17 protein-coding genes are annotated in these 18621 nt (G+C 34.1%); 1 reads left to right on the plus strand and 16 read right to left on the minus strand.

What is annotated here, in order from left to right:
• Positions 1-57: 57 nt before the first annotated feature.
• Positions 58-1299 carry a hypothetical protein gene (locus F0145_RS06175; RefSeq protein WP_150087442.1) on the plus strand — a complete coding sequence of 414 codons (1242 nt, stop codon included), beginning with the start codon at positions 58-60 and terminating at the stop codon, positions 1297-1299.
• Here F0145_RS06175 and F0145_RS06180 read toward each other — a convergent pair.
• The 16 genes from F0145_RS06180 to F0145_RS06255 all read right to left on the minus strand — a co-directional run bounded on the left by F0145_RS06180 (position 1248) and on the right by F0145_RS06255 (position 18592).
• Positions 1248-2327, minus strand: coding sequence for a glycosyltransferase (locus F0145_RS06180; RefSeq protein ID WP_150087443.1), 1080 nt, complete (start codon positions 2325-2327; stop codon positions 1248-1250). The genes F0145_RS06175 and F0145_RS06180 overlap by 52 nt on opposite strands.
• A gap of 33 nt (positions 2328-2360) precedes the next feature.
• On the minus strand, positions 2361-4103 hold the full coding sequence (locus F0145_RS06185; protein ID WP_150087444.1) for a CotH kinase family protein: 1743 nt from the start codon (positions 4101-4103) through the stop codon (positions 2361-2363).
• Between the two features lie 12 nt (positions 4104-4115).
• The gene (locus F0145_RS06190) at positions 4116-4817 is read right to left on the minus strand and encodes a VTC domain-containing protein (RefSeq protein ID WP_150087445.1); all 702 of its coding nucleotides are present in this window, start codon (positions 4815-4817) and stop codon (positions 4116-4118) included.
• Positions 4818-4829: 12 nt separating this feature from the next.
• Complete coding sequence (locus F0145_RS06195) at positions 4830-5528, minus strand: DUF4956 domain-containing protein (RefSeq protein ID WP_150087446.1); 699 nt, start codon at positions 5526-5528, stop codon at positions 4830-4832.
• Positions 5529-5610: 82 nt separating this feature from the next.
• Positions 5611-6657, minus strand: a complete 1047-nt coding sequence (locus F0145_RS06200) for a glycosyltransferase (RefSeq protein ID WP_150087447.1) — start codon at positions 6655-6657, stop codon at positions 5611-5613.
• Between the two features lie 167 nt (positions 6658-6824).
• Positions 6825-7724 carry a glycosyltransferase family 47 protein gene (locus tag F0145_RS06205; protein ID WP_150087448.1) on the minus strand — a complete coding sequence of 300 codons (900 nt, stop codon included), beginning with the start codon at positions 7722-7724 and terminating at the stop codon, positions 6825-6827.
• 141 nt (positions 7725-7865) lie between these two features.
• Complete coding sequence (locus F0145_RS06210; protein ID WP_150087449.1) at positions 7866-9008, minus strand: glycosyltransferase family 4 protein; 1143 nt, start codon at positions 9006-9008, stop codon at positions 7866-7868.
• Positions 8981-10201: a glycosyltransferase gene (locus F0145_RS06215; protein ID WP_150087450.1), complete on the minus strand. Its 1221-nt coding sequence runs from the start codon at positions 10199-10201 to the stop codon at positions 8981-8983. The genes F0145_RS06210 and F0145_RS06215 overlap by 28 nt, the downstream gene beginning before the upstream one ends.
• The gene (locus F0145_RS06220) at positions 10191-11165 is read right to left on the minus strand and encodes a GDP-mannose 4,6-dehydratase (RefSeq protein ID WP_150087451.1); all 975 of its coding nucleotides are present in this window, start codon (positions 11163-11165) and stop codon (positions 10191-10193) included. The genes F0145_RS06215 and F0145_RS06220 overlap by 11 nt, the downstream gene beginning before the upstream one ends.
• Positions 11166-11235: 70 nt before the next feature.
• A complete protein-coding gene (locus F0145_RS06225; protein ID WP_150087452.1) occupies positions 11236-12444 on the minus strand; it encodes a glycosyltransferase family 4 protein in 1209 nt (402 codons plus the stop codon).
• A 218-nt stretch (positions 12445-12662) separates the two neighbouring features.
• Positions 12663-13628, minus strand: coding sequence for a glycosyltransferase (locus F0145_RS06230; protein ID WP_150087453.1), 966 nt, complete (start codon positions 13626-13628; stop codon positions 12663-12665).
• Between the two features lie 57 nt (positions 13629-13685).
• A complete protein-coding gene (locus F0145_RS06235; protein ID WP_150087454.1) occupies positions 13686-14846 on the minus strand; it encodes a glycosyltransferase family 4 protein in 1161 nt (386 codons plus the stop codon).
• An 86-nt stretch (positions 14847-14932) separates the two neighbouring features.
• A complete protein-coding gene (locus F0145_RS06240) occupies positions 14933-15925 on the minus strand; it encodes a glycosyltransferase family 2 protein (protein WP_150087455.1) in 993 nt (330 codons plus the stop codon).
• 54 nt (positions 15926-15979) lie between these two features.
• A complete protein-coding gene (locus F0145_RS06245) occupies positions 15980-16768 on the minus strand; it encodes a glycosyltransferase family 2 protein (RefSeq protein WP_150087456.1) in 789 nt (262 codons plus the stop codon).
• 46 nt (positions 16769-16814) lie between these two features.
• Positions 16815-17942: a dTDP-4-amino-4,6-dideoxygalactose transaminase gene (rffA, locus tag F0145_RS06250; protein ID WP_150087457.1), complete on the minus strand. Its 1128-nt coding sequence runs from the start codon at positions 17940-17942 to the stop codon at positions 16815-16817.
• On the minus strand, positions 17942-18592 hold the full coding sequence (locus F0145_RS06255; protein WP_150087458.1) for a NeuD/PglB/VioB family sugar acetyltransferase: 651 nt from the start codon (positions 18590-18592) through the stop codon (positions 17942-17944). Before F0145_RS06255 ends, rffA begins: the two co-directional genes overlap by 1 nt.
• Positions 18593-18621 lie beyond the last annotated feature (29 nt).

The following is an 18621-nucleotide window of genomic DNA, read 5'->3' on the forward strand; positions in this document are numbered from 1 at the left end:
GGCTTAGCTGCCGGAGTAAGGAAAAGTGTTACGAATAGATTTACGAGAAGATATTTCATGCCCGCCCTTACTGTAAAATTGGTTGGAGCGATAGCATTAGGTATAATTTTTCAATTTTATTATGGCCGAGGCTCAATGCCCAGTGGTGACACTGGTAATTATTATAAACAAAGCCGGATAGTAATGCAGGCATTTTACGATTCTCCGGCTACTGGTATTAAACTGCTTCTTTCTAAGGGCGAATACAATTCAAGCACCGTCAGGTACGCAAGCCGTATGTACTGGTATACATCCTCCACTGAATTCTTTGTAATTAAAGTAGCTAGCTTTTTTGGCATAATAGGATTAGGTAGTTATGCCGTTATAGCTTTGTTCTTCGCATTTACCAGTTTTAGCGGTATGTGGTCAATGTACCTTACTTTTCTTAAACTATATCCAAATCTACACAAGCAATTAGCTATAGCCATCTTTTTCCTACCTTCGGTTTTTTTCTGGGGCTCAGGCCTGATGAAAGATTCTATAACCATAGGGGCTTTAGGGTGGTTGTTTTATGGGTTTCATACCTTTGCTATTGAAAAGAAATCATTATTGAAAGCAGCATTTATTATTTTTATTTCCGCTTATGTACTATATACAGTGAAAGTATATATTTTATTAGCGTTCCTACCACCTGCCTTGTTCTGGATTTTTATTGAAAACAATCGCAAAATCAGAAACACTTTACTTCGCAATTTAGCTAAGCCGTTTTTTATTTTAATAGGTTTAGGAGTTGCTTATTTGGGGGCTACTAATCTAACAGAAGGTGATTCAAAATATGACATAGATAACATAGGTGAACGCACTAAAATAAATGCTATCTATTTAACTGAACAAGTAGCTACAGGCTCAGCCTATAATATAGGTATATTTGATGGTAGTTTAAGTAGTATGATTACAGTTGGGCCGCAAGCCATCGTAGTTGCCCTCTACCGACCTTTTCTTTGGGAAGTACGTAATCCGGTAATGCTGCTTTCGGCTATTGAAGCCACAATCTTTATCTATCTTACTTTAACTTTGTTTTACAAAACAGGTTTCTTTAAAAGCATAAAACTTATTACCTCTACACCTATTTTATTATTCAGTATACTATTTTCGATTGTTCTGGCATTTGCGGTGGGCACTAACAGTGGCAATTTCGGGACTTTGGTTCGTTATAAAATTCCCTTGATGCCTTTTTACTTGTCTGCCTTATATATTATGCGTTATCATTACTTGGTAAAAAGACCTAAGAAATTAGTACGATTAGCAACAACAGCGTAACATTTATCTACTTTCTCTTTAGCAGCCGTTCCCAATTTTGCTCGTAAAACCGAGTCTACTATTAATTGTTCCAAATGGTAATACCATTCTTCCGGAGAAGAACACACGTAGCCGTTATTACCGTTTTCTACTACTTCTACATTCATACCAATCGGTGATACTACTGGCGGTATACCCAATGACATGTATTGTAATGCTTTAAAGGCGCACTTCCCTTTAGCCCAAGGATCATCTTCTAATGGCATTAGGCCCACATTAAACTTAAGCAAGTCTTCAATTTCAGTTTCTTTCTGCCAAGGTTTATAAACTAATGATCTTAGATCAAATTCAGGAGGTTTGTTTGAAATCACTAAAAATTCAAAAGCATATTTCTCCTCTAAATTTTGTAAAACCGGTAAAATCATTTCCAGGTACTTCAAAGTGGAGTGCGTACCGGTCCAGCCAATTACCACTTTGCTTGTATTTTGTACTTTAAGTTTATTATGATGATTAATGGTATCGATAGTGGTAGGATTTACGATAGCATGAGAATTAAACTTACCTGCATAAGCCTGTAAATAGCTATTACCACAACTAACTTTTGTAGCCCATCTACAAATTTGTCCTACCTTCTGGCTCCAACGAAGTCCGGCTACTAATTTATTGTTAGCAGACGTACTCGGAATCCAAATAGCATCATCAAAATCGTAAATAATTTTTTTCTTCAGTATCCTAGCCAATATCCACTCTACCCAAGGTGGGCCGACCGGAGTAGCTTCGCGATGAATAAAAATTAAATCAAATTTACTGGCTCGGAAGAGCAATAAGAACCGGTGCCCGAAACCCTTGATAGTTCCTGTTATTTTTTTAAATGTATGTCCGGGTTTATATAAAATTTCCCATGTTGCATCATCCAGAAATGATGCAACCTGATAAGAGAAACCAGCCTCCTTCAATATATCAAAATATTGCTCAAACCGAAATCGTTGCGACGGTGCTTTACCTAATGGATACGGTACAACAAAAAGAATATTTTTTTTTAATTGCATAATATAAATAAAGCAGAAACATCATTTATAATGTTACTGCTGGTAGCGTGCCTTTAAGGCATCTAATTCCTGGCGTTGGTATCTCGGTCTTGTTTTGGCAAATAATCGTAACACTTCAACTTGTTTCTTCCACTCACCTGCCGAATTAAAAGTTCGCCACCTAGCAATATGCTCCTCCATTTCTGGAGCAATTTCCTTCTCCATGCTGTTGATTATTTTAATAACTTTATCTGGTTGGAAGGTATTTTCTAAGTGGTACTCAAACCGTTCCAAAAACTTAATTCGAAAAGCTTTGTTATCTAATAATTTGTTAAATAACTGACCTAGCCCTTTTTTATTTAATAAGTAGTTTAACATATTATATGAAGCTGGCCTTTCAGCTCCAAAAGCAATATCGGTATCATACAAAGCCCACCGCCACCGACCATCTTTAAACGATTTTTCTTCTTTATTTTTCCCGCTATTGTATCTCCACAAATTAATGTTGTTATGGGGCCAATCCGGATTTGAACAGTAAACTTCTGCAATTATATAATCAATGAAATTATCCACGTCCATTTCTGACTCTACTACTTTGTAATTCTCCGGAATAGCCATATTATTTTTTGAAACGAAATTTAAGAGTTTAACAAAAGATGCACTATCGGCTGGTTTTCCATATTCCACAGCCATATTAACTCCCAAAATAGATAAGCTATCCAGGGGAATATTATACTTGTGCGAGAAGTAGAATTCATCTACACGCTGACGAATGTCATGTATTCCCCAATATTCGCCGTTAATAAATAAAATACTAGGCCTGTAGTTCTGTAAATCTAAAGTAGTATTGCCTTTTAATATTTGCTGCATTAGGGCATCTCGCATCCGCGCCTTATACATATCTTGTCCGGAGTTTCTTAACAAAAAGGTATTCTGCTGTTGTAAACTTCCGGGACCAAAAAGGGGATAATTCAATAAGGCATCGCCATACTTTTGATTGATATAGAATTTTAAAGATTTTTGCGGACGCTCCCGTGTAGCATTGCCATGTATCCGAACACCAGCATTTATTTTAAATCCAAGATTACTTGCACCTTCAAAAAAATCCAGCACTACTGGCCGCTCCCAACGCTCGCCCCGTCTTTTATAATTAGTAGGAAAGCCTTTTCGGTAATCTTCAATGCTGATGTTATTTTTCAAATAATAATCTTTATCATCGGTGGTAGCGCCATTTATATAAATTCCATTCTTATACCCAAATAAATTTTCTTCGTCAGTTACTAACGAAAATACTGGTAAAGAATACCTACTTCTACCAGTTGGGTGAATAAAGTAACTGGCCACCGTTTCTTGGCTTTTTATTGAATCATTAACAACCGTAATAGCCCGCACTATGCAGCCTTTAAAAACACGGCTTATCGGATAAAAGAAAACGGGCGAATTCTTAATTTCGGAGAGTTTATTCGGCTCATCAGCCCGCGAGGAGATTTGAATTGGCTCTTGATATAAATCCGAATCAATTGTGGGTTTCGTACCATCGGTAGTAAAATAGATTTTAGCTTGCGGATTACTGGAAGTTAAGCTAAGAAAAAAAGAGCTGGTGTAAAACCCCGATGGCTGGGATAATTGCGGTTCCGCAATTACATTATTCACAATTAACGCACGTTCTGCCTTAGGCTTCTTTAAGAAAGCATACCCCGAAAGACAAAAAACAAAAGCAATCAGCAACACTATCACTGCCTGTACTCTAACTTGTTTCTTCTTTCTATTTGAGCTCCTTTCTAGGATTGCTTTCATAAAGTAAAATAATTACAAAAAGAGGCGTTCTAACCCTTGCACATACTTAGAACTCTTGGTTAAAGGAAAAGGGAATAAAGCCGATACTTCTCTGGCTTCCTGATCAGCCCCGTGGGCATACTTTAACTCCATAATTAGGGTATTACGATCATGAGAATTTTCCAGAAATAATGGATTATGATAACTAATTCGATGGTAATTCATTTTTTGATCAATGGTTATTCTGAACTTTCTATCGAATGACAAGTAGTAGTGCCGATGGTATTGGTTTAAAATTGCAGGTTGCAACGAAGCGAGGTCCTTTTTGATCTGGACCGGCACATCATTACGGTTTAAAGCATCTAAAATAGAATCTTTAGAAAAATTTTTATCTAATACAAAAGGATTTAATTTGTAAGATTTCTTAATGCCTAACAATCCCTCCTTAATTTTTAATTCCAGAACAGGCTTTTTTATCTCACCAAACAAATTGCCGTACCATCTTATACGCACCTTTAAACGTTGCTGATTTCCCTCTACATTATCGGCGTAATGCTTAAAGCCAAAAGTATCAAAATAAATGTTGTTTATGGTCCTGGGATGGAAAACAGGCCTAAAGCCTTTGGGATGTAACTGGCAAGCTAACTTCACTTCAGCAAAAGAAATTCCTTCTATCAAATACTTCCGCTCATATCTAAATTTATCTAAACCCAACTTTTTATTAACCGACTTCATCTATATAATCAATTAAAAGTCGCGGGTAGTATCAACAAAGGTAAGGTTTAAATGCGGGTACTGGCTTTTTAATGATGAACGGGCTTTTTCCAAGGCTTGATAATCTTCTACATCCACTACAAACGAAGCTTCTAAAGTATCCTCGGTTTCATCCAACCTTTTTAACTTAACTCCCTGAACACAAGAACGCAGAATTTGTACAACTTGATTTAAATCTGGCATTTGCCCGTTGTTGTTTGAAATGGTAAAATATAAATTTTGATTATCCAATGGTTTCTGTGAACGGTTTCTAAACCAGATTACAATCATAAACCCAGCAAAGGCTATAATAGTTAAGATGGTTAAACCCGCACCGCAACCTAAACCAATAGCAATAGTCAAAAACAAATAGGTAAGTTCTTCCGGCTCTTTGATAGCAGAACGGAAGCGAACAATTGAAAGTGCCCCTACCAATCCTAAGGATAAAGCTAAAGATGTTTTAACTACCGAGATAATGAACATGGTGGTAAGAGCCAAAATAACAAAGTTCCGGGAAAACACCTTACGATTAGATAATGCATGACCGTATTTGGTATACATTTTACCTAATAAAAAGGCTAATATAGCACAAACTAAAAAGCTAAAAATAAAATTTGGAATATTTCGATAAGAAAACCCTGCTAAATTATCAATTATTAATCCTCTTACAAATTGGGAAATATCCATCGTCATTAATTAAATAAAAAAAATGTGGAAAAGATTAGCTAAATATAATTAAATACAAACTTAATCAATTTCAGTTACTAACAATAAACTAAGGTTTAAACTCCTCGCTAATCCAATCAGCTATTTTTAACTCTTCAAAAAGATTCGTTACTTTTTTATGATGCCTAAATAAGTTCGTTATAAATCCAAAATGACTTTCTAAATCGGATCTAACCTGATAGTAATTTTTGCCGAAAAAAGCTAAAGGAAGTTCAAAAAAAATATTTTTGATAATCAAATATAAACCAGTAACATAAAGCCAAATAATACCGTGATTAAATCGCTCTTTTTGTTTATTAATTAAAAGTTTGTAAGGCATAAGAAAAGGATAGGTATTGCCAAAACCTTTTTTCATTTTTTTATAATAAGCCCAACTTAAGCGTCCTTTTGGTAAAAAATGCTGAAATTGCATTCTTTCATCATAATAGATTTTATTCCCGGTTAAAATTAAAGCGTAACAAAGTTCAACATCTTCTCCAGGATTTAAATTTTTACCTGTTCGACCAGTAAGAATTTTAATAAAGCCTTTTTTTTCAATATCTTTCAATACAGATTTCCGAAAAACACCGCCTGCTGTATATATAAACCCCCTAATCTTTGATATTTCACCATGTTTAACAGGACCTTGGCCACCAATGGCATAGGCTGACTTCAATGATTCAAACCAAACAGGTGGTGTAATTTCACAAATGTCATTAGCGTGTCCTCCTAAAGCACTTATATGTGGATTTGAAATCATTATCTCATAGGCTAGCTCAACATAATTTTCTGCTAACCAATTATCATCATCGCAAAATAATATAAACTCAAAGTTTGCTTTTTCAATACCCAAATCCCGAGCGGGTCCTGTGCCTGGTATAGGTTGAGGTATAATAAATAAAGGAGCATTATTTTTATACTTTTCCCATTCATTTCTAGCCACTAAAGCCGTATTATCAGTTGAGGCATTATCAATCACAAGAATCTCCCATTGGAGATTTGGCTTTGTTATTTTTTGCTTAGCTAAATGCTTTAAAGTTTGTGGTAAACGACTGCTACTATTATAGCAACAAATTACAACGGAAATTCCCAAAGGGGATCCTGTATTGGAGGGCATGAAAATAATGAATTAATTTTGTCTGCTTTTTTGATCTTATTTAAAGGTTAGCAAAAATAATTCAAAAATGGATAATTCTAATACATTAAAGAAAATATTTTTTCATAAAAAGAATAAGGATAAAATTTAATATTTAAAAATTATTTTTAGTCCTTAACCTTATAGAGCTATAAATTTCTTTCTTTTTCTTTGATTAACTCGTAAATATACTTTGCTGTTGATTTTTCGTCACAAACATTCTGCCACCATTTCAGTGTTTCTTTATGCAGGTTTGCTAATTGCTGCGGACTATTTATTAACTCTTTTAAAATTGAATCTATCTCATTCCAATGTTCAACAAAAATCATAGGCGAGTTTTGGTATGTATGCACATTGGGCATTCTTTCACTGATTATTATACTGCCGGCTTTCATAGATTCGAAATGCCGCATGGTTTCTTTTTGATTTAACCCTGGTGGACATAATACAATTTTACTTTTGTATATCATTTTATTGTATTCAGTTGAGGAAAGACCAGTATGGAAGCCGTTATTAAACTGAATATGCGAATTCGGGAATTTATAACTAAAATTACTCTGTGAACGTTTTTGTAGCCTATATAGAATAGCAAAAGGTAAAAACCTGAGTTTTGTAAAGTAACGGTATAACCTGGCGCGCCCAAGATGTAAATTGCCTGAAAAAAACACGTTAATACTTCTTCTTTCTATAGGCACAACCGGTTGGCTGTCAAAGTTACGGCTATATCCAACAGGTAAATAAAAAAGCTTATTTTTAAATGACTTACAAGGCAAATAATGCCTAAAACCTAAAAAAATTTGATTTAAAATAAAATCATCAGGATACACATCAGATTCATCACAAACAAAAAAAACAATTTGCTTTTTTGAACTTGGCTCAATTTCTATTTTCTTTTTGTCGTTATTTAATTTAAAATAAATAATAACTTCATAATCTGTTAAATTAGAAATTTTAAAAAGCTCATCCAGCACTTTATCAATGTAGCCTAACTCCCTAAAACTTAAAAGTTTTTCTTCTGGAATATTTATTTTAATACGCTGATCTAACATGCGCAACTTGATATACTTTTTAATTTATTAAAAACCGGAAACCCTATTAAATTAGTAAAGAATATAACTGAGTGCTATAACTATTATTAAATTTTATAAAAGACGTAACTGTATGTGCACCTGCTATTTCAATTTAAAATACTAATTTGGCGAAACTATTTCCCGGTACAGTTTCCCCAAGTTTAAATAGGTATTTTTGGCATTAAACTTTTCACGAACATAACGTCTGCTTTCTTTTGCAAAAGCAAGTTGTTTTTCTCGGTCCTTAGCTAATTGCAGGATAGCACTTGTCATAGCTTCCACATTCTTATTTGGTACAAGTAAACCAGATTTATCATTTTCAAAAAGCTCGGCTGGTCCTCCACAATCAGTCGCAATTAGCGGTGTTCCAAAGAATAGGGCATCTAAACAGGTTAAAGAAAATGATTCCGACTCAGAAAAATTTAGAACAATATCTGCTTCTTTAATAGCACCCTCAACATCTTCTACAAACTCCCTGAATTTTACAACATTTTTTAAATTTTCTTTTGTTACTTCCTCTATTAATCCATTCTTAAATACCCGGTTTTTTTCCAGTCCCATATCGCCTCCGGCAAAAGTTAAGTGTAAAGATTTGTCTTTCTCGTAAGCCTTCTTAAAAGCTTCCAAGGCATAATCTTGTCCTTTCCCCTTAATAAAGTTACTTAAATACAATAGCCTGACTGGAGAAGTTTGTTGTATTAATCTTTCTTTTGATGGAAGTACTTCTCTTTCTGGCAGTGGATCATAAATAACTAACGTTTTATCTGATTTGGGAAAGAAGGTTTTTACAGCATTAGATACGCAGATAATTTTAGTGGCAAATTGCAAATTTAACTTAGCCCATGTATTTGCCAATGCCGGCATAAACTTTTGTGGCAGAAAACGAACATGGGTTATTAATACAACATTGGCACCTAGTATTTTAGCCATTATACCCGTCAAATTATAGAAATCGTTCATATGAATAACTTTAGCTTTATGCTGGCGGGCTATTTTTCGCAGCCTAATCCCATTTAGAATTAAAAACGGAAAATACTTAACCAGATTTACGGGATCCTTGCTAATTTCTATAAAGGGGATTGTTTTATAATTAAGTTGCAGGCTTTGCAAAAAAGGTAATGCCTTACTGTTTTCTGGCAAAACATACAGAAAATTAAATTCTGAAGTTAATTTTGAGGTGGAGTTGACAATTGCCTTTAAGGCGCCTGTAATGGCTACAGAATTATCTACAATTACTATTGCTGGTTTATGATCCGTTCCCATTGGTTAGTGATTGTCTCCGGGGTAAAATCCGACATACGCATTTCGGCATTTTTAGCGTAAGTTCTTAAGTTTTCATCTTCTAACAAGGCATCTATTGTTGCCGCCCACATTAGTTTTACCTTATCATTATTTTGGTTTAATAAAGGCATTAAAACACCAAACTTTGTATATTCAGCTTTATCTAAAACAAAATTTGGTTTAGTACCAGGAGCCATAATTTCCCGGGGACCAGTTGGACAATCGGTGGTTATTACGGGCGTGCCACAAATCATTGCTTCTGCTAAAGCATTCGGGAATCCTTCCCAGGAAGAAGAAAAGGCAAATAGTTTAGCTTTTTGAATAAATTTGAATGGGTTGTGCTGATAACCCAGAAAATATACATGGTAATTTGAACTTATTTCCTCCTGCTGATTCCACCAATAGGCTTTCAAGTTCAACTCTTTCGCTTTTTCCAGCAAAGGCATAATTAAGCCGCCATCTCCAATAATTATTAATTTCACATTTGTTGTGGCCCTGGTTAAAGCAAATACTTCCAGTAATTGGGTATGAGCCTTCTGTATATGCAAACGGCCAGAATTTATAATAACAGGTCCATTAAAAATATGTTGGTATACAGCATCTAACGGTTCATTGGCCAGCTGGAGAATTTTTTTAGTTTCATAAAAGTTATAAATGGTTATTATTTTGTTCTTATCCAGATTAAAATCTTGTATTAACTCTTGCTTAATTCCTTCACTAACAGCCACAATAGAATCTGCTCTCTTATAAAGGTAAGGCATAAGTACCTTTTTCCGAATCCAGCCGATGGTTCCACTTATCTCAGCATCAAAAGTCTTGGAGCCCCGAATACTAATAATAACTTTTTCTTTACCTTTCGTTAAAAGATTTATATAGTCAGCACCTTCCAGGAAACTGATGCAAACATCAATAGCTAACCTTTTCTTAATTTCTTTTATTTTTTTTACACGGTTATAGAAGCTTGATATTTTGCCAGCAATGGAATCTGCTCCAAGAATCTCCAGGTCAATTAAGGTACCACCAAAAGGAAATGCAATTCCTTCTAGTTTATTAAAAACTGCTACATATACCTCATGGCTTTTAGCAATTTCCAAGCTTAACTTACTCAACGATCGCTCAGCACCACCGGCACCTAAGCCTGGAATCAGAAATAAAACTTTCTTTTTAACCGGCATTCAAATTATTTTTATACTGCTGGTTAAACCATTGTGCAAAAGCCTCTAAGCCATCTTTTATTCCTGTTTTAGGATTATAATTTAATAATTCCTGAGCTTTAGAAATATCGGCATAAGTAGCTGGTACATCCCCCTCCTGCTCTTCCTGATAAACCAATTTTGCTTTTTTGTTAAAAGCAACTTCTAATTCCTTTATCAAATCTGATAATTTAATAGTTTGATGATTGCCCAGATTAATAATTTCGTACAATGATTTGTTATAATCTAAAGCAGATATAACGCCGTTCACAATATCATCTACATAAGTGTAATCGCGCCGGGTAGAACCGTCACCGTAAACGGTTATTGGTTCTTCATTAATCAACATTTTAGCAAACTTATGAATTGCCAGGTCTGGCCTTTGCTTTGGACCGTATACTGTAAAAAAACGCAGTCCTATAAACCTAATACCAAATAGATGACTATAAGTGTGACCCAATAATTCGCATGCCACTTTAGATGCAGCATAAGGACTTATTGGTTTTAAACCTTGATCAGCTTCTGACCAAGGCATATTTGGGTTAATACCATATACACTGCTGGAGGAGGCAAAAACAAATTGTTTAATTCCCCGGCTACGCGCAAATTCTAATAAGTTTTGGGTACCCACATAATTAACAGTTTGGTAAGCTACCGGATCTTTTATACTAGGGCGAACGCCAGCTTTTGCCGCCAGATGTACAATAACATCAAAATCAGTGTCAAGAGACTGGCTTAACTCCGGAAAATCCAATAAAGAAGCCTCAACTAATTTAAAATTAGGGTTTTGGATAAGATTAGAAAGATTATTTTCTTTTATAGATCTATCATAAAAAGTATCAAAATTATCAATACAAGTAATTCTGTATTTACTTGTTTCTAATAATTTTTCCGCGAGATTACTTCCTATAAATCCAGCACCTCCGGTTAAAAGCAAATTCTTCATTAAGTTAAATTTTTTTTGCGGCCCAAATATAGATAATTAGGCTAGAAGTTCTTTGTTATTTATGTTTAAACTAGAGGTTTAAAGTTTCTAGTTGGTTCTTCTTCTTATTATACAAATCTACATAACTACTAACACAGTTATCCATATTAAATTTTTGCGCGGCTAGCAGGGCATTCTTTGCATGTTCCCGGAAAAGAGTTTTATCATTTATATAACGCTGCATTTCATTTTTAAGAAGTTCTGAAGAAACTTTGTTGCCATTTAAAGGGACTATATTACCAGCCGCATTACCATTTGGTAATGCAATCATGTTTTTAATTTCTCCAACATCTGATGCAATTACTGGTTTTCCGCAGAATAAATATTCTATAATTACGGTTGGTAGGTTATCTGAATTGGAAGGAAGCAAACCAACATCAAAGTTGTTTATCCAGTTTATAGGTTCCGACGAATAGCCAACAAAATGAATATTTTTATGGTGGCCATTCATTGCTTTCAATGAGTTTAAATAATCACTGTGGCCAACTAAAATCAGATTTGTATTAGGTTCTGCCAGCTTAATAAATGCCTCTATTGCAACATCCCAACCTTTGCCGGGGATACCCCTCGAAACCATCCCAAAAACAAAATTTTCGGGTGGTATATTAATTTTTTGTTTTAGGCCCCTCCCGTTTTGTAATAAAGCCGGGTAAAATGGATATCCATTGTATATTTTAACTAAATTAATTTTTTTACTTACTAGTGGTTGAATCTTCTCCTGGAAAAAGGCTAATTGATAATCCGAAATACAAACAATTGCATCAGTAATAGCAACGCATTCAGCTATTTTGGTTTTAAAACTAATAATTGATTTTGGAGGCTCCTCCCAAAAACGCAAATAATCACCGTGAATAGTGGTAACAATTGGAATATTAAGAGAATTGGCTACCTCAGTTGTAACATAATCTACTTTAAACTGGTTGCTGTGTACAACTTGTATATTATGCTTCTTTATTATTTTCTTGAGGTGTTTCTTAATAAGTAAATTTCTTAAACTATGTTCTATATTAATTTTATTAAGCAGAGAATCAAACTTTCGTAAAAACTCATCCAAGGAATGTTTAAAGGTGAGCTTTTTAACATCGGGAGCAAGTTTATTTACAATATCCTGGTCAATTAAATTATCATAAAATCTATACAAAAAAACTTTGTGGTCTTTGCTCAAGGCTTGCGCAAAACGCAAAGCAAAAGTTTCTGCTCCTCCGGTTACTAAAGTTTCTACCGTAATAAGAATATTCATAAGTATTTGCAGTTTCGCTATGGTGATAACCTTGCCAGATTTAAGTATAAATCCAACTGAATTACCAATCTAGTTCAACTTTTAGCTTTAAATTATATATCTCAATTTCTAAAATTGAACAAAGTTCATTTAAGTTCTTAAAATAATTAGTGTATAAATTTAAACTGAAGTTAATTAGCCACCTCCAAAATTATACTCTATTCCCTTTATTACATTCATTAGCTGTTTCTAATAATAGACTTAAATAAATAAAATAAGGTTCTGTAAGATTTAAGACTTTTTAAATTTAGCTTTAACGATTGGGTAAGTAATTCAACGGCATTCTTATAATTCTTTTCATCAATTTTTATAGCTGCCACCCTACGGTAGCATTCTGCCTGCCAAGCTTTATCGTTTATTAAAGCATTAATATAATTATCGGCTTCTTTATAATTTGCCTGGCTTAACCAATCCTGGCCGGTAGTTAATCTTTGCGTAATTAGTTCATTTACCAACCGTTGCCCGGCAAGGCGTTTATAATTTAAGGTTTTAGTAACAGAGTTAGGATTATGCCGATAATAGTAAAGCGGTTCTTCAATAAATTGTATTTTGCTTAATTCTAAAATTTCGTAAATCCAGTATAAATCTTCATAGCAGGCCATATCATTAAAATAGCTATGGTATCCGCCAACTTTTTGTAGAAGATTTTTGGTAATCATAATAGAGGGTAACCAAAAAGGCAGTTGGTAAATATCTTCTTTTGATATTATTTGCTTACTAACACCCTTAGAATTCTTAATTATTTCACCGTTTAAATAAGCAGCAAAGTAATTTGTACCCACTGCTTCTACTTTGGATGCTATTAGTATATTAACCTGCTTTTCTAATTTGGTTGGCGCAATCCAATCATCGGCATCCAGAAAAGCAATTAAACTACCTTGGGTATTCTCTAACAATTTATTCCGGGTTCTTACTATTCCCTGATTATAAGAGTTATGAAATACTTTAATCCTTACATCCTGCCCTGCATACTTATTCACAATTTCTTTAGTAGCATCATCCGATTTATCGTCTGCTACTAATAATTCCCATTGAGAATAAGTTTGTATAAGAACACTTTCAATTGCTTTTGAAACAAACAATTCGCAATTAAAAGCCGGCATTATTATGCTTACTAAAGGGGGTACAGGCTTAACTTCTGGCAATATTGATTAAATAAAAGGTTTTATAACAGCTAGAGATTTTAGGATTAAGTAGCTGCGTTAAATTTTAACTACGTTATTAGAACTTAAATGAGCCTGTAATAAAACTTTCAAAAAGGTTTCTGGTGCATTTAAATTAACTGCATTGAGAGCTGTCTGATAAGCTTGCATTCCTATACTTTCCCATTGATTTTTATTTTGCCATGCCCGCTCCAATGCCTCATCAAAAAGATTGGCTGTAGCTGCCCCTGCTATAAAACCATTATAACCATCTTTAACGACTTCGGGTACCCTTCCAACATAAGTAGTAACTACAGGCCTACCACATAACATAGCTTCTGTAAGTACCATGGGGCCGGTTTCTATTCTGGAACTCAAAAGCAATAAATGATTTTCCCGCCAAATAGCGTTAATATTTTGTACGTGCCCTTTAAAAATCACCTTATCTGCTATGCCAAAATAAGAAACCAACTGCTCCAGATATTTTTTGTCTTTCCCACCACCATATATATTAAGCTGCCAGTTTCTATTTTGCCATTTCTCCTTGCTTAATACCTCAAAAATAATGTCCTGCCCTTTCCGGTCTACGTCAAAACTGGCTACACAGGCAAAATGCACCTTATCTAAAGCAGGAAATTTTATGGGCCCGACATCCTGCAAATTTACCGGATTATCAATTAAACTCACATTGGGAAGCCTTTTTACTATTTGTTTCATAATAGTATCCAACTGAAGCTGACATATCATAAAAACATTTTTTGCCTTACTAAATAAATTTAATAGTATTCTCCTCTTTTCCTCTGTAAGAACCAGGGTTTCGTTATAATTATGGCAAATTATATAATAAGGCTTATTTACCGATAAAAGATATCTTTGAAAATTAGCCATTTCTGTAATCTCATAAGCACCGCACTGATTAAATACAATAACATCAGGGTCAAAAGCTTTAAGTAATTTTTCTGCCTCTGACTCTTTTACAATGGTATTTTTCAAACGCCTGAGTATACGTACGGTAATAGCAGGGTCATACCCTTTCATGAAATGAGTAGCTGCTCCTAGCCTCGCCAGTTCCTTAATTTTATCCGGTATATCATTAAAGAAATGCGTAATGGTAAGTACTTCATGCTTTTCGGTTAACGCTTTTTTGGCGGTTTCATACCATAATGCTTCGCTTCCACCCCATGATACGTGCCCCAAAGTTGAAATGAAAGCTACTTTCATATTCCCAATTTATTTTCTTTAACTTTTATGTAAAGTAATTAATGGCTGATTTACTTAATTCCAAAATCACCAAACCTTTTTGCGCACTATTTAAGGTTGCTTTTTTTTATTCGTTCCTTAATCCAGTATGCACCATCGTAAAGTGCTGAATGAGGGTTTCCAGAAAAATAACCATATAAAAAAACCGATTCTAAACCTTGAAAAAATTTATCCTTGAAAAATATATAATACTTTATTTTGTCTTTATTAAGTAAAGCTTTATGCTGATTAATAATTTTATTTACATACATGGGGTTTAAGCTAAGCTTACCCCTCTTTTGTAATTCTCTAATATTATTCAGTACCAGTTCTCTTGCTTGTATACGCCCTAAAAGCATTTTATCGTGTTTCCGAGCCGTGCTCGTATAATGAGCCCTAATAATACCCTGCGCCTCCACAGTAGTATCATAATAAAACTCAAAACCTAATAAAGCTGCGCGGTACCAAAAATTCCAGTCTTCAAGGCCATGTAGGCCTTCTACAAAACCGCCTACCTGTTCGTAAACTTTACGTCTGAAAATGACTGATGGCGTTAAAAAAAAGTTATCAGCTAGAAGGTTATCTATGATTAGCTCATTTTTGCCCGACACCTGGGTACTGCCAGGTAATTTAAAAAGGCGAAAATTATGTTCAGCTTCTCCATTATCCTCAAATATTAAGGCATTACTATAGACCAAATCAATATGAGGACTTGCATCTAATAATTTTACATGCAGAGCCAATTTATCAGGCTTCAACATATCATCTGCATCCAGGAGCTGAAAATACTCTCCTCTTGCTTTTTTTAAAGCGGCATTTCGGGCTGCCGAAACGCCTTTGTTTTCCTGCTGAATGTAAATAATCCGTTCATCCATTTTAACATAACCAGCAACCACCTCTTTTGTGTTGTCCTTAGAACCATCATCCACAATAATACATTCCCAATTAGTGTAGGTTTGTGCTCTAAGACTTTCCAATGCATCACTAATAAACCTACCATAATTATAACTAGGCATTATAATCGATACTAAAGGATTGATTGCGATGGTGGTATTCGACAAAATGATTATAGAAAAATTATGTATTTATATATTGAAGTATGCAGAATATTTATATCAGAAATTTATATTGGATAACAGACCAATCTTTTTAAGTACGTTAATCATTCTAGATGTCTTAACATGGGCCACAACATTATTGGCTTTGACAAACTCATCAAACAAAATTTTGGAGAAGTCTTTTGTAATAACGTTAAATTTTTCTTCCTCAACCCAATTTTTATTTAACGGGTTACTACTAATTCCATCTTCAGTAAAGTTAGATATCAGAACATCAATTTTACGGTAAGAACATTTATACTTAAGAATTGCTTCCATAAAAAATTTCCAGTCAGAAACAATTTTTAAATTTTCATCGTAACAGCCTACTTTTTCAAACAAAGATTTTTTAATAAAGGTCGCCGGATGGGGTAATGAACTATCAAGAAAATGACTAAATGTAAGATGAGAAGGATACTTTCCTAAGCTTTTTTCTTGGCCTTTTATGAAAGTACATCCTCCATAAACAATATCTTCATTAAAACCAACATAAGCAACATTACCTAGTACCGAATCGTCTACTAAGGTATCTCCAGAATTTAAAAACAATAAATAATCACCATTGGCCCTTGCAATACCTTTATTCATAGCGTTATAGATTCCCTTATCTGGCTCACTTACCCAAAAATCTATATTCCCTGAATATTGATTTATGACTTCAACACTATTATCCGTAGAACCGCCATCAATAATAATATACTCTCTATTTAAGTAATTCTGCGTAATAACACTCTCAATAGTTTGTTTTAACCCTAAATAATTATTAAAATTAATTGTTATTATTGAAATCTTGACTTCATTATTCATAGGTTTACAATAAATCTAAATTTCCTCGTCCGTAATCAATGCTCCATTAATCTTGTAAATGTTTCTTTATTAGATTACATATATAATCAACTTGTGATTCTGTAAGCTCAAAGAACATAGGCAGTCTAACCAAACAATTAGTATACTTATTTGAATTAGTTAGTATTCTGCCATCATGCTTTGAACTGTAGAAATGGCTTGACTCCAGAGATAAATAATGGAAAACCGATAAAACGCCATTATCTTTTAAATATTTTATTAAACCCGTTCTTTGCTCCAAATTTTGGCAGATTAAATAAAACATATGAGCATTATTTGTACCATAATCTGGTAAATATGGTAAATCGATTCCTTTCTGAGGAATAATATCTTTTAGATTATGGTAATACCGGTTCCAAATTGCTATACGCTTTTGCTGTATTATATCTAAGTTCTCTATTTGAGCATATAAAAATGCGGATATAATTTCTGAAGGTAAAAATGAAGAACCAACATCTACCCAACCATATTTGTCCACTTCACCTCGAAAAAACTGTGAACGGTTGGTGCCTTTTTCCCGAATTATTTCGGCTCTGGCAATAAAGCGCTCATCATTTATTGCCAACATGCCTCCTTCACCGCTAATTAAATTCTTTGTTTCATGGAATGAAAAGGCGGCGAGATGCCCAATACTTCCCAAAGATTTCCCTTTGTAATAGCTGTCAATAGCTTGCGCAGCATCCTCAACCACAAACAAGTTATATTGGTCAGCTAAAAACATTATTTTGTCCATATCACAAGCTATTCCTGCATAATGAACAGGCACAATAGCTTTAGTCTTAGGTGTAATAAGGGCTTCTATTTTATCTGCATCAATATTAGGGTTTTTAGCATTACTATCGGCAAATACTATATTGGCCCCACGCAGAACAAAAGCATTAGCTGTTGATACAAAAGTATAAGCAGGCATAATTACTTCATCACCTGGCTGAATATCAATTAAGATGGCAGCCATCTCCAGAGCATCGGTGCAGGAAGTTGTTAATAAAGCTTTTTTAAAACCAAATTTTTCTTCAAAAAATTGATGGCATCTTTTTGTAAAAATGCCATCTCCAGAAATTTTACCAGATTCAACGGCTTGCTTTATGTATTCTGTTTCTTTTCCGGTTAAGAATGGTTTATTAAAATCAATCATTATTTAATCTTTATTAAATCTTTTAAATACTTAGCAGGTGTACCTGCATAAAGGCCTGGTTTATCTATATCAGAAATTACAACTGTTCCCCCGCCAGTTTGTATATCACTACTTAAATTAACATTATTTATAATTGTTGTACCTATACCCAAAAAGCATCTTTCACCTACAGTTACAAAGCCCGATATTTTAACACCCGGTGCAAAAAAGCTATTACTTTTAATTACCGAATCGTGTGATATTAAACAACCAATATTGAAAAAAATATTATTCTCAACTTGTACGTTTTTATCAAATACGCACCCTGGTAAAATTACTACTCCTTGTCCGATTGTAATAGAATAATCTACATAAGCAAAAGGACTTATGTAAGTAGCAAAAGGTATGTGCGTTTTAAAGTGATCATATAATTGTTGCCGAAAAAGTAGGTGATTATAACCAATACCCATTATTAATTCGTCAAATACCTTAGCCTTAAATCCGGAGTCAATAGCTTCTGTAGAACCAAGAACAGGTAAATCGCTAATAATTGCACCTGGTTTCTGATAATCATCATAAAACCCGACAGCTCTAAAATTATTTGATTGGTTAATGTAATGGGCAATATGCTGCCCCAAAACACCCGCGCCAATTATGGCTATTGTTAGCATGCTTAATTCTGGGTTAATTTTCCTACAGC

This window comes from Adhaeribacter rhizoryzae (genome assembly GCF_008629685.1).
GTDB lineage: Bacteria > Bacteroidota > Bacteroidia > Cytophagales > Hymenobacteraceae > Adhaeribacter > Adhaeribacter rhizoryzae.

What these genes read in the sequence shown, in the direction of transcription:
- F0145_RS06235 (WP_150087454.1), bottom strand. Translation starts at nt 14,846, where the DNA reads ATGAAAGTAGCTTTCATTTCAACTTTGGGGCACGTATCATGGGGTGGA.
- F0145_RS06220 (WP_150087451.1), bottom strand. Translation starts at nt 11,165, where the DNA reads ATGAAGAATTTGCTTTTAACCGGAGGTGCTGGATTTATAGGAAGTAAT.
- F0145_RS06180 (WP_150087443.1), bottom strand. Translation starts at nt 2,327, where the DNA reads ATGCAATTAAAAAAAAATATTCTTTTTGTTGTACCGTATCCATTAGGT.
- F0145_RS06185 (WP_150087444.1), bottom strand. Translation starts at nt 4,103, where the DNA reads ATGAAAGCAATCCTAGAAAGGAGCTCAAATAGAAAGAAGAAACAAGTT.
- F0145_RS06215 (WP_150087450.1), bottom strand. Translation starts at nt 10,201, where the DNA reads ATGCCGGTTAAAAAGAAAGTTTTATTTCTGATTCCAGGCTTAGGTGCC.
- F0145_RS06195 (WP_150087446.1), bottom strand. Translation starts at nt 5,528, where the DNA reads ATGACGATGGATATTTCCCAATTTGTAAGAGGATTAATAATTGATAAT.
- F0145_RS06210 (WP_150087449.1), bottom strand. Translation starts at nt 9,008, where the DNA reads ATGGGAACGGATCATAAACCAGCAATAGTAATTGTAGATAATTCTGTA.
- F0145_RS06200 (WP_150087447.1), bottom strand. Translation starts at nt 6,657, where the DNA reads ATGCCCTCCAATACAGGATCCCCTTTGGGAATTTCCGTTGTAATTTGT.
- F0145_RS06225 (WP_150087452.1), bottom strand. Translation starts at nt 12,444, where the DNA reads ATGAATATTCTTATTACGGTAGAAACTTTAGTAACCGGAGGAGCAGAA.
- F0145_RS06205 (WP_150087448.1), bottom strand. Translation starts at nt 7,724, where the DNA reads ATGTTAGATCAGCGTATTAAAATAAATATTCCAGAAGAAAAACTTTTA.
- F0145_RS06190 (WP_150087445.1), bottom strand. Translation starts at nt 4,817, where the DNA reads ATGAAGTCGGTTAATAAAAAGTTGGGTTTAGATAAATTTAGATATGAG.
- rffA (WP_150087457.1), bottom strand. Translation starts at nt 17,942, where the DNA reads ATGATTGATTTTAATAAACCATTCTTAACCGGAAAAGAAACAGAATAC.
- F0145_RS06175 (WP_150087442.1), top strand. Translation starts at nt 58, where the DNA reads ATGCCCGCCCTTACTGTAAAATTGGTTGGAGCGATAGCATTAGGTATA.
- F0145_RS06255 (WP_150087458.1), bottom strand. Translation starts at nt 18,592, where the DNA reads ATGCTAACAATAGCCATAATTGGCGCGGGTGTTTTGGGGCAGCATATT.
- F0145_RS06245 (WP_150087456.1), bottom strand. Translation starts at nt 16,768, where the DNA reads ATGAATAATGAAGTCAAGATTTCAATAATAACAATTAATTTTAATAAT.